This window comes from Domibacillus tundrae, from assembly GCF_000970675.1.
GTDB lineage: Bacteria > Bacillota > Bacilli > Bacillales > Domibacillaceae > Domibacillus > Domibacillus tundrae.
The window spans coordinates 24,669-37,187 of record NZ_LAJA01000006.1 but is presented as its reverse complement, the minus strand read 5'-3'; the positions used below and the strand labels follow the sequence as shown (position 1 = coordinate 37,187).

Annotated in this window: 10 protein-coding genes; all 10 read left to right on the top strand. The window is 41.0% G+C overall.

Going from position 1 to position 12,519, the window contains the following annotated elements:
- The first annotated feature begins 83 nt into the window (after window positions 1-83).
- The 10 genes from melA (at window position 84) to chvE (ending at window position 12,511) form a co-directional block, all read left to right on the top strand.
- Entirely contained in the window at window positions 84-1,409 is a 1,326-nt protein-coding gene (melA, locus tag VQ00_RS07165) for an alpha-glucosidase/alpha-galactosidase (protein ID WP_046179478.1), read from the top strand.
- Between the two features lie 103 nt (window positions 1,410-1,512).
- Window positions 1,513-2,571 carry a LacI family DNA-binding transcriptional regulator gene (locus VQ00_RS07160; RefSeq protein ID WP_046179477.1) on the top strand — a complete coding sequence of 353 codons (1,059 nt, stop codon included), beginning with the start codon at window positions 1,513-1,515 and terminating at the stop codon, window positions 2,569-2,571.
- A gap of 46 nt (window positions 2,572-2,617) precedes the next feature.
- Window positions 2,618-3,880 (top strand): ABC transporter substrate-binding protein, encoded by a 1,263-nt coding sequence (locus VQ00_RS07155; protein ID WP_046179476.1) that lies wholly within the window; start codon window positions 2,618-2,620, stop codon window positions 3,878-3,880.
- Window positions 3,881-3,946: 66 nt separating this feature from the next.
- Window positions 3,947-4,876, top strand: a complete 930-nt coding sequence (locus VQ00_RS07150) for a carbohydrate ABC transporter permease (RefSeq protein ID WP_046179475.1) — start codon at window positions 3,947-3,949, stop codon at window positions 4,874-4,876.
- Window positions 4,876-5,706 carry a carbohydrate ABC transporter permease gene (locus tag VQ00_RS07145; protein WP_046179474.1) on the top strand — a complete coding sequence of 277 codons (831 nt, stop codon included), beginning with the start codon at window positions 4,876-4,878 and terminating at the stop codon, window positions 5,704-5,706. The genes VQ00_RS07150 and VQ00_RS07145 overlap by 1 nt, the downstream gene beginning before the upstream one ends.
- A 207-nt stretch (window positions 5,707-5,913) precedes the next feature.
- The gene (locus tag VQ00_RS07140) at window positions 5,914-6,828 is read left to right on the top strand and encodes an aldo/keto reductase (protein WP_046179473.1); all 915 of its coding nucleotides are present in this window, start codon (window positions 5,914-5,916) and stop codon (window positions 6,826-6,828) included.
- A 335-nt stretch (window positions 6,829-7,163) separates the two neighbouring features.
- Window positions 7,164-8,159, top strand: a complete 996-nt coding sequence (locus tag VQ00_RS07135; protein ID WP_046179472.1) for a substrate-binding domain-containing protein — start codon at window positions 7,164-7,166, stop codon at window positions 8,157-8,159.
- A complete protein-coding gene (locus tag VQ00_RS07130; protein WP_046179604.1) occupies window positions 8,149-9,963 on the top strand; it encodes a cache domain-containing sensor histidine kinase in 1,815 nt (604 codons plus the stop codon). Before VQ00_RS07135 ends, VQ00_RS07130 begins: the two co-directional genes overlap by 11 nt.
- A 6-nt stretch (window positions 9,964-9,969) precedes the next feature.
- Entirely contained in the window at window positions 9,970-11,175 is a 1,206-nt protein-coding gene (locus VQ00_RS07125; RefSeq protein ID WP_046179471.1) for a response regulator transcription factor, read from the top strand.
- Window positions 11,176-11,425: 250 nt separating this feature from the next.
- On the top strand, window positions 11,426-12,511 hold the full coding sequence (chvE, locus tag VQ00_RS07120; RefSeq protein WP_046179470.1) for a multiple monosaccharide ABC transporter substrate-binding protein: 1,086 nt from the start codon (window positions 11,426-11,428) through the stop codon (window positions 12,509-12,511).
- Window positions 12,512-12,519: the final 8 nt, after the last annotated feature.

Sequence of the window (12,519 nt, the reverse complement as noted above, 5' to 3'; positions counted from 1 at the left end):
AAGCGCTGTATTATCGATTATAAGAAATATATTAATTAAAATTTACTAAAATTTCAACAATAACTTTTAATGGAGGATGGCAAATGAAAAAAATTACGTTTATCGGTGCAGGAAGTACCATTTTTACGAAAAATGTTTTAGGTGACTGCATGATGTCTCCTGCTCTTCAAGATTTTGAGTTTGCACTGTTCGATATTGATGCAGATCGTCTATCCGAGTCTAAAGTCTTGCTAAATGCCTTAAAAAACACATTGAACGCCGGTGTGACAATTAAAACGTATACGGATCGGAAAGAAGCGCTAAACGGCGCAAAATATGTGATTAACGCCATTCAAGTCGGCGGCTATAAGCCAAGTACAGTCATTGATTTTGAAATCCCGAAAAAATATGGCCTTCGTCAGACGATTGCGGATACGATCGGTATTGGCGGCTTGTTCCGGGCGCTGCGTACTATTCCAGTCATGCTCGAGATCGCGAAAGATATGGAAGATGCCTGCCCGGATGCGTGGCTTCTAAACTACACAAATCCGATGGCGACGCTGACAGGTGCGGTTTCCCGTTACACGAATGTGAAAATGGTTGGTTTGTGCCACAGCGTACAAGTGTGCACGAGTGATTTACTGAAAGACCTTGATATTCCATATGAAAACATTGAAGAACGGATTGCCGGCATTAATCACATGGCGTGGCTGCTTGAGATTAAATCAAACGGCAAAGACTTGTACCCGGAAATTAAAAAGCGGGCGAAAGAAAAGCAACAGACAAAACATCACGATATGGTCCGCTATGAGCTAATGGATAAGTTCGGTTTTTATGTAACGGAATCCTCTGAGCATAATGCAGAATACCATCCATTTTTTATTAAAGAAAAGTATCCGGAATTAATTGAGCGCTTTAACATTCCGCTTGATGAATATCCACGCCGCTGTGAAGAACAAATCAGTAACTGGCTGAAAACGAAGGAAGAGCTCATGAATGACCAAAATTTAACGCATGAACGTTCTCATGAGTACGGATCACGTATCATTGAAGCGATGGAAACAAATGAACCGTTTGTTTTTGGCGGAAATGTGTTGAATACAGGCGGACTAATTTCCAACCTGCCGGAAAAAGCAGTTGTGGAGGTACCGTGTATTGCGAACCGGAATGGCATTACACCGGCGTACATGGGTGAGCTTCCGGAACAGCTTGCAGCCCTAAACCGCTCGAATATTAATACGCAGCTAGTAACAATTGAAGCGGCTATAACGAAATCAAAAGAAAAGATTTACCAGGCAGCCATGCTTGACCCGCATACGGCGGCGGAATTGTCGATGGATGACATTATCAGCCTGTGCGACGACTTGATTGAAGCGCATGGCGATATGCTGCCAGAATATGAATCAGCGAAAGAAGCGGTCAGACAGTAACACTGTCTGATTGTTTTAAAAGAAAAATTGTAAGCGCTTTTCATTCGTGCTATGATCGTTTTATAAAGTAAAATTTACTAAAAAGATCAGTGAGGGATGTCTCATGGTAACGATAAAAGATATTGCCAAACGCACGAATGTATCCGCTTCAACCGTATCGCGTGTATTGAACTATGATGAAACACTTTCTGCTTCTCCGGAAACGAAACAGAAAATTTTTAATACTGCAAAAGAGCTTAATTACCGGACGGTCAAAAGCAGACGTCTGCAAACCCAAACTCAATCAACTGAAATTGCCAAGCGTGAAAACACAAAAATCGGAATGGTACTGCTTCAGTCAAAAGAAGAAGAAGCAAGTGATCCGTATTGGCTGTCCATTCGGGAAGGAATTGAAAAAGAATGCACAGCCCAGGGCATTAGCTCATTAAAGTTAATTCGTCTTCAGCATATGGTGAAGGCGCGGGAAGAACTATCAGAACTAGATGGCCTGCTTATTGTCGGCCGAATCGATTATCCGATTCTTCAATCGATTCGCGAATACAACCGCAACATTATTCTCATTAATCAAGATGCGAATGAAGAGGAGTACGATTCGATTATCTTTGATTATGAAAAAGCAGCCAGCCTGGCGATGGACCATTTGTTGGCACGTGGTTATAAGCGGATCGGCTATATCGGGGGAACCGAACGAATTTCAGTTGAAGAAGCACAGTCATTAAAAAAAATCTACACACCCGATGCCAGAAAAACCATTTACGAAAGCAAAATGAAGCAGCATGGTGCGGATGAGCCAACCTTGCTATTTGTCAAAGAGTATTCGATCCAATCCGGTTACGACTTAATGAAAGAAGCGATGGCGCAGGGGAATTTGCCAGAAGCCTTTTTTATTGCGAGTGATTCAATGGCGATCGGCGCATTACGTGCTCTGCATGAAGCAAATATTCAGGTGCCGGATGATGTTGCCATCGTCAGCTTTAATGATATCGAAATGGCTAAATTCACCTCACCGCCGCTGACAACGGTGAAAATTCCAACCGAAGAAATGGGGCGGCTGGGCGTAAGAATGATGATTGACCGGCTGGATGGCCGGGAAATGCCGATTAAAATCATGGTGCCAACGACTTTAACAATCCGTGAAAGCTGCGGAACATCGCGCCAGTAATTTCAATTACTAAACTAAGAACTCACTTAAAATCGGAGGGAATCCCATGAAAAAACGAATAACAGTATCTGTACTTTCTTTATCAGCGATGATGGCGTTAGCTGCTTGCGGCAATGACAGCGCGGATGGCGGCGGAAGCAGCGATCAAGTGAAGCTGACACTGATGTCAACGGCAACGACAAAAGCGGACCAGGATATTTTTAAAGAAATCGTAACGGATTTTGAAAAAGAGCATCCGGAGATTGATATTGAAGATACGTATCCGGGAGACGGCTATGAAGACTTAGCCCGAGTTAAAATGGCGGCGGACGACATGCCGGATTTATTCGATACACATGGGTGGGCGAAGAGCCGGTACGGGGAGTACACGGAAGATTTAAGTGATATGGAATGGGCTGCAAACCTGGACGAAGCGATGAAGCCGATTTTAACAGATGACGAAGGAAAACTTCACGCGTATCCAATTAACCAGGCGCTGGATGGATTGTCATACAATAAAACATTGCTTGATGAATACGGCATTGAAGCACCGTCAACATTTGATGAATTTATGACAGCGCTAGAAGCCGTTAAAGAAAAAAGCAATGGAGAAGTTGTTCCATTCTGGCTGGGCGGCTCAGATAAAAGCCAATTCGGTCAATATTTTGATGAATTCTCAACGCCGCTCCTTATTACCGATAAAGAAGACAGCTATAAGGAAGAGCTTTTGGACGGTTCATTTGACTGGTCCAACTACACATATCTTCCTGAAAAGCTAAAAGAAATGAATGATAAAGGATTGCTGAACGAGGATGTGCTGACAGCCCAAGTAACCCAGGGTGCTGAATTGATGGCGCAAAATAAAATTGCGTTTACGATGCTGAACGGTTCGGTCGGCCGTGAAGTAACAGGGCTGAATCCGGAAGTGCAGGTTGGCACAATGCCTGTGCCTGCCATCCAGGAAGGCGATTCACCAAGCTGGATCGGCGGCGAACGACTGACACTTGCTGTAGCGAAAAAATCCGAGCATCTTGAAGAAGCAAAGCAATTTATCGAGTATATTGCCCAGCCGGAAGTAGCAAAAAAATTCGCGGAAGGTACATCTCTTCCAGCCGCATTAACAAATGTAGAAGCAGACAACTACTTTGCGGAGTTTTATAAGCAGTACGAAGGAACGCAAATCCAGCCTTACTTTGACCGAGTATATTTGCCAAGCGGTATGTGGGATCCGATGGGTGCAACTGGTCAAGAGCTTATTGCCGGTACGATGACGCCGAAGCAGGTTTCTGAAAAGATGGCACAGGAGTACACACGTTTAAGAGGTGAATAACAGCATGGAGAAAAGGAGCGGGTAACTGCTCCTTTTCTCCAATCACTTAGTAAAGGAGCTGGAAAAATGGCTGGAACGTTGACAAAGGCATCTGAAAAAACGAAAACGAAGAGTCGGAAAATGAAAAAAAGCCGCCGGGAATCGTCGTTATGGTGGATGTATCTGCCAAGTGTACTCATTGTGGTTCTATTTATCATCTATCCGTTCCTGGATGGTATCCGCATTTCATTTACAAACTGGAACGGATTTTCACAAACGTACGATTACATTGGGCTTGATCAATATAAGCGTATGTTCGCTGATCCTGATACATGGCTTGTTGTGAAAAACACATTGCTGTATGGCATCGGCAGTACGATTTTGCAAAACATTGCCGGACTCGGCTACGCTTTATTGCTGAATCACAATTTAAAAGTTCGTTCGTTTACGCGGACCATTATTTACTTGCCGGTTATTATCAGCCCGCTTATTATGGGCTACATTTGGTACTTCTTCTTCGCTTTTCAAGGCGGAGCATTAAATGATATTTTCCTCTTATTCGGAAAAGATCCGATTAATGCGCTAGGCAATCCGGCAGTGAATCCGTACATTATCGTCTTCGTTAACACATTCCAGTTTGTTGGAATCGCGATGATTATTTATTTGGCCGGGCTGCAAAGTATTTCAAAGGATTATTACGAAGCAGCGAATATTGACGGCGCAACCGGCTGGCAAAAGTTTAAAAATATTACCATTCCGCTTTTAATGCCGTCGATCACGATTAACATGGTGCTAAACATCATCGGCGGATTGAAGCTGTTTGATGTCATCGTCGCGCTCACAAATGGTGGACCGGGCAATGCTTCACAGTCCATGTCGACCTTTATGTACAATTTGTACTTCGCGCGTCAGGATGCGGGTTATGCAGCGACGCAGGGTGTTCTCATGGCGATTATCATTTTGATCATCAGTATGGCGGCACTTCTATACTTTAAACGGAAAGAGGTTGAGGCATAATGGATCAGTTATCATCACGGACAAAATGGCTGCTGACCGGACTAGCCCTTATGATTACAGCGTTTCACCTCATCCCATTTTACATTTTAATTACAACATCACTTAAAAAAGCAGGGGATTTCACATCGAAATGGGCGTTTCCAAGTAATTTCGATACGGAAAACTTTGCGCTTGCCTGGGAGCAGGCTAACCTTGGCAATGCGTTTATCAATACGGCTATTATCACTGTCTTCGCTGCCGTTCTTTTAATCTTTTTTGGATCAATGGCGGCGTATGCACTGGCGAGACGGACGACGAAGCTGAATAAATACGTGTACATGCTTTTCGTCGGCGTCATGGTGATTCCGCCGCTGACCGCTCTCGTGCCTTTATATAGGCTTGTTGTAGATTTTGGCATGATGAATACTCATCTAGTGGCGATCCTGAATAACGTGGCTGCCTTTATGCCGCTCACGATTTTCTTGTATGCAGGCTTTATCCGCTCGACGATTCCGAAAGAACTGGAAGAAGCGGCAAAAATCGATGGGGCCAGCACACTTGGCGTTTTCTTCAAAATCGTATTTCCGCTGTTAAAACCAATTACAGCGACCGTTCTGATCATTTCATCTGTGTACATTTGGAATGACTACCAGTTTGCGATTTTCTTCCTGCAGGATTCAAGCGTTCAAACGTTAACGGTTGCATTGGCAGGCTTCTTCGGGCAAAACTCCAGCCAATTAAACCTGGTGGCGGCCGCCGCCCTTATGGCGTCACTTCCAATGGTTATCGTCTTTTTGTTCCTGCAGCGCTACTTTATCGAAGGACTTGCAGCAGGCAGTGTGAAAGGTTAATGAGGTGGAGGTATCCTAAAAGTCAGCTATGTTGACTTTTAGGATACCTCTTTTTTAAACCGGCGCATTTCTCAGGATTTTCGGCGCAATAAGTTGAGTATCGCGCCGTCTTCAGAGTTCAAAAAGCATACTTTTTTCTTGAAAATTGATGTTTGCCGTTTAATGTATTAATCTAATTGTATTCGCTTACAAAAAAGGAGTGGTAAAGTGAAATACCGTACATTAGGAAAAACCGGACTGAATGTATCTGTAGTTGGAATCGGCACGTGGCAATATGGAGGCGAGTGGGGCAAAGACTTCGAACAAAAAGAGGTCGATGCCATTTTACAGAAAGCAAAAGAGATGGGCATTAATTTCATTGATACCGCCGAGTGCTATGGTGATCACTTGTCTGAATCGTTAATTGGACAGGCGATTCGTTATGAAAGAGAAGACTGGATTGTCGCAACAAAATTCGGCCACCACTTCCACAACAATTTCGAACGGACCAATCATTGGTCAGCGGAAGAAGTTATTAAGCAGCTGGATGCGTCGTTAAAATCACTTCAAACCGATTATGTGGATTTGTATCAATTTCATTCCGGCAGCAACGACGCATTCGATAATGACGATCTTTGGACGGAGCTGGACAAACAAGTGAAAGCGGGGAAAGTCCGCCATCTAGGTATTTCAATTGGCAGTAATGCAAACATTCATCAAACGAGCAAAGCGAGCGACGTGAACGCGGAAGTCATTCAAGTCGTGTATAACCGCCTTGACCGGGTACCGGAAAAAGAGGTATTTCCTTCATGTGAAGAGCAAAATCTTGGCGTACTAGCCCGTGTGCCGCTTGCGAGCGGTTTTTTAAGCGGCAAATACAAGCCTGGCTCTGTATTCGGTGAAAACGACGTCCGTCATAACAGGGATAAACAAGAGCAGGAAAACATGCTGAGGCTGGTTGAACAGATTCAAAAAGAAGAAGTACCTTCAGGCGTCAACATGGCTGAGTGGGCGCTGGCGTGGTGCTTGAAGCATCCTGCTGTTACAAGCGTCATTCCCGGCTGCAAAAATGTAGAGCAGGTGGAGTCCAATGCGCGGGCAGCTGAATTAGTGAGTGATGGTCATCCGCAAGAGGCCGAATAAAAAAAGCTAAGTGGTAGTTTTATAAAGAACAGGCTTGATATTTTTTCGGATGTACTGGACTTTTCATTGCAATGACCGGAAAAAGAGAAGCCGTTTTTTGGCGAGTTATCTAGCTCCATTTTTTGTTCCTTCTAATACGAGTTTTTATTTAAAAAAAGTTTTTTGTATTTTTGACCCACCTATACGTACAAGTTACTTGTGCGTATAGGTGGGTTTTTTGTGTGAAATTATTCCTTTTTTAGTTTAAAATAGATTGTAAAATAGTAGCAAAGTCATTATGCTAAGTAAGAAACACCGATAAATTTGTGATGATATAAATGAAAGGGGTTTCAACTATGAAAATACTCTTGTTCGTATACAGCATTTTAATTGGGAGCTTCCTGCTTTATGTATATCATTTTCAAGCTCAAACGTTCCCATTAAACTTCAGCATGAATGAAAATAAAGTTCAAAATGAGGGCAGGGGAGACGAAAGATATGTATTCGTTACCTTTCAAGTTGGCATGGACTATTGGAAGGGAATTTTAAAGGGTGCCGAGGACGCAGCAGAGTCTCTCAACATCGCAATTGAGTATCAAGGAGCGACAAAGTATGATGTCAATGAACAATTAATAGTACTGGAAGAAGCTATTGCAAAAAAGCCAGCGGGAATTGCTTTATCTGCCATCCATTCTGAAAAGCTGAATGACACGATAAACAAGGCGGTTGATTCCGGAATTCCTGTTGTGTTATTTGATTCAGATTCTCCTGACAGCAAAGCGTATGCTTTTTTGGGAACGAATAATTATCAAGCAGGTGTGACAGCTGCGCATAAAATGGCTGAGCTTTTGAATAACAAGGGAAAAGTGGCGATTGTGACCTTGCCTAATCAATCAAATCATATAGATAGATCAACAGGATTTCAAGAAACGCTTAAAAGTGAGTATCCTGGAATTGAAATTGTTGAAATAAAAGATGGCAAAGGAGACCAACTGGTTTCCCGGCAGGCAGCAATAGATATACTGAGAAGCCATGAGGACTTAAAGGGTATTTTTGCAACGGAAGCGAATGGAGGAGCAGGTTTAGGGGATGCAGTTCGTTACCTTAATAAAGACAAAGAAGTTAAAATAATAAGTTTTGATACGGACAAGGAAACATTGGATATGATCAAAGAAGGCACGATATCCGCTACGATTGTGCAAGGAACATGGAACATGGGGTACTGGTCTCTTCAACATTTATTTTATCTAAACAATAATGCAGAAAATTCAAGATTCATAACGAAGATGAATACGGACACTGGAACATCGGTCGTAACAAAAATGAATGTAGATGAATTTTATGCAAACTAAGCATGAAGCAAAGATAAAACAGTTAGTGGGAAAAGCAAGAGCGTTTAAAGTGAATGACCTTGCGATTCGCTATAAGCTTATTGCCCTACTCTTAGTCATTAGTATTTTGCCTGCAATTGCCCTGAGCGTTTTGATTAGTGTAACAGTTGATCGAATTGTTGAAAAGAAAGAAGCAGAAAACACGTTTCAGTTAATCGAACAGGCTAACAAATCGTTTGATTCTTACATTGAAAACATGGAAAGTATTTCCTATTTAATTTCTTTTAATCGGGAAATAAATGAGTACTTGGCTGGAACTGAAACAGATCATTACCAAATTAAACAATATTTACAAGGGTTTACATCTATTACGCCTGAAATTGCTGGAATATTAGTGGTAAACAGTGATGGCGATTATATTAGCAATGAGCTTTACACACGAAATAAGCGCCCTTTAACGGAAGAAAATTGGTATCAAGAAGCGGTTGAGAATAAAGGGATTTTTAAAGTGATAGGGACTCCAAGTGAGAGAAATATTGCATCACACATTAATTATAAAGATGAAGAAGTTATTTCAAGTGTTCGAGCCATTTTTGATCCTAGAACTCAAAAGGTTGCAGGGGTTGTGCTGATCGACTTGAAGCTAAGAGTCATATCGGAAGTCATTAGAGACATTCGATTAGGCAAATCTGGTTATTTAATGGTCTTGGATGCTGAAGATGACACGGTTTATTCTCCAAAAAACGCTTTAATAGATGAGATTTCTTCAAATTCTTTTCAAGGCCATTCATCAGGTACCTTTTCTAAAGAGGAAGATGGAACAAAACTGCACTTTATTTACCAAAAATCTTCGTTTTCTGACTGGACAACCATTGGGATATTTAAGGCCGGTGAATCTTTAGCAGAAGTGAAACAAGTTCACTTTTTTGTCATAAGCTTTTTATTTATTGTTTGCTTAGTAGGCCTAGGTGCTTCCTATTATTTATCTTACTCAATGTCACGTCCAATCGGACAATTGAATTCTTTTATGAAAGAAGCCGAATCTGGCAATTTAACGATCCGTTACAAAGGAGATCGAAAAGATGAAATCGGGATGCTTGGAGGAAGCTTTAATACCATGCTGGCGCAAATCAATAATTTGCTGGATTTGACGGAGCTGCAGGCACGCCAAAAAAAAGAAGCTGAACTGCAGGCTCTGCAAGCTCATATTAAGCCGCATTTTTTGTACAATACACTGGATACAATTAATTGGATGGCACGCAAAAAAGGAGCAAGTGATGTGGCAGAAGTAGTCGAGTCATTGTCACAATTATTTCGAATTGGCTTGAGTAAGGGCGATGATATGATTTTGCTGGATAAGGAGATAGAACATATTGAAAGTTATTTGAAGATTCAAAAAGCACGGTACCAGGACAAATTGAATTATCAAATAATGATAGATCCTACATTAAGGAATGTTTCTGTTATAAAGCTGATTCTTCAGCCGATTATTGAAAATGCCATTTATCACGGCATAAAAGAACGGAGAGGACCCGGCTGTATTGAGATTAATGGAGAAAAGCAAAACGGGCGGCTGGTTCTTCACGTTGTGGATGATGGAAAAGGAATGAATGAAGAAACGTTAATGAAGCTAAATGAGAGTCTTTCTATTGCATTTAACAGCATGGAAGAGTTAAAGACGCTAAATAAAGTCGGCTATGGTGTAATGAATGTACAGGCGAGAATCAAATTGACTTATGGCTCTCCATACGGATTATCAATTAAAAGTGAAGCAGAAAAGGGAACAACCGTTAAAATTGTGCTTCCGATCAAACAAGGGGGATGAGGATTTGTGCAGCAACCATTAAAAGTATTGATTGCAGACGATGAGCCAAATATTCGGGAAGGAATCCGTGATGCAGTACAGTGGGAGAAGTATGAAATGACGGTGGTTGCGGAAGCAGAGGATGGGGAAGAAGCGCTGGAACTAGCTTTACAGCATCAGATTGATATTTTATTAGTTGACTTAAATATGCCCATTATGAATGGATTAACAGTAGTCAAACATATTCGTGAAAGCCTTTCTGATTGCAGAGTGATAATTATAACAGGCTATGATGAATTTAGTTATGCACAAGAGGCGCTAAGGCTGGATGTTGATGACTATTTGCTTAAACCTGTAAATCCCCAAAATTTAACTAATGTAATCGAAAAAACAAAAAGAAAAATTGCGGAGCATTCTCAGGAAATAAAGCATAAACAAATTGCTTCAAGTTATATTGACCAAAACAAGCTGATCATCCAAGACCGCTTTTGTAAAGAGTGGGTCGAAGGAAGGCTTACAGAAGAAGAAATAAAAGAACAGCTTCAGTTTTTGAGTCTTCCAGTTAAAATGCCGCAGTTGCTGGTGGCCGTTCGAAGCTGGGAGTTTCAAATCAAGCAGCCACTTATGGAAGAAAACGATAAAGAAATATTTGCTTCTGCTGCGATGAATATCATCTTGGAAGTATTCGGTGATTGTCAAAATGTAAGTTTCACCGATCGTTCAGGTTTGTTATTTATTTTAATTTGGGAAAAAGCAGGAGAAAAATCTTTTTCAATCATGGAAAGATTGATTCAAGACTATTTGAATGTAGCCGCAACGGTTTACTCAGAAGAAGTCACAGGTGGCATAAATAATTTGAATGCTGCTTATGTTCACTGCAAGCATAAAGTTTCTGAAGAAGCAAAAATTTCCCCGTTAGTACGTCGTTCAAGAAGTTATATTAGAGAACATTATGCAGACCAGGATTTGACTTTAGAATCACTGGCGCAATTGCTCCAAGTATCACCTGTATATTTAAGCAGAATGATCAAAAAGGAGCTCGGCACAACATTTGTCACGTTACTCACGAAAACGAGAATGACAAAAGCGATCAAGCTGTTGAATTCAACAAGTTTAAAGATAAATGAAGTTGCTGAACAAGTTGGATATGAATCGCAGCATTATTTTAGTACAGCTTTTAAAAAAGCAGTAGGCGTTTCACCAAATCAATATCGAAAAGGGATGATAAACTAGCATGCATATCTATCTGCATGCTTTTTTAATACTCAAAAAATGAAAAGGAAAAATTTTACAATAAAAATAGCGAATCTTCCATAAGATCATATGCATAAAAAATGAAAGCGCTTTAAAAAAAGTTAAATTTTTATAAAAAGAGTTGTTTTATTGAAAAGACTCTGAATGTTAATGATGATATATTTCACATATAGACAGGGAACAATGGCCTGGGCTAAAAAACTAAATAAAAAGGGGAAGGTGCAACTGTATGAAGAAAGTGCTATCAATTTTTTTAGGATTAATCTTAATGTTTGTTCTGACAGCATGCAGCGGCGGTGAGGAAGATAGTAGCGGCGGCAGTGGCGAGGCTGGTTTTGTAGGAATTGCGATGCCAACAAAGTCCTCTGAGCGATGGGTGCTTGATGGGGATAATATGGTAAAAGAATTTGAAGCATTAGGTTACAAAACGGATTTACAATACGCTGAAGATGTAGTAGAAAATCAAATTGCTCAAATCGAAAACATGATTACAAAAGGCGTTGATGTACTAGTTGTCGCTTCCATTGATGGTGAAGCGCTGACAGATGTGCTGGATAAAGCAAACAATCAGGAAATTAAGGTTATTGCCTATGACCGTTTAATTAAAAATACCGACCACGTAACATACTATGCAACGTTTGATAACTTTCAAGTAGGTGTTTTGCAAGGATCTTATATTGAAGAAAAATTAGGGTTGAAAGATGGAAAAGGTCCATTTAATATCGAACTATTTGCCGGGTCGCCAGATGATAATAATGCCTATTTCTTCTTTGATGGTGCCATGTCTATCCTTCAACCATATATTGATAGTGGGAAGCTGGTTATTAAAAGCGGCCAGACGTCATTTGACCAGGCTGCAACATTAAGATGGGACGGAGCTGCAGCGCAGGCGAGAATGGATAACTTGTTAAGTGCAAGTTATACGTCTGACAATGTAGATGCAGTATTGTCGCCATATGATGGAATTAGTATTGGAATTATTTCTTCACTCAAAGGCGTAGGCTACGGTTCAGCGGATAAGCCGCTTCCAATTATTACTGGACAGGATGCTGAATTAGCATCAATCAAATCTATTATCGCCGGTGAGCAAACACAAACCGTTTTTAAAGATACACGTGAACTTGCGAAAAAAGCCGTTGAAATGGCAGACGCTGTATTAAAAGACGAAGAAGCGGAAGTGAATGATGAAAAAACCTATGACAACGGCGTGAAAGTAGTTCCATCTTATCTTCTAGAACCGGTATCTGTTGATATTGAAAATTACAAAGAAGTAATCGTCGATGGCGGGTATTGGACAGAAGACGACCTTAAATAATTGAATGA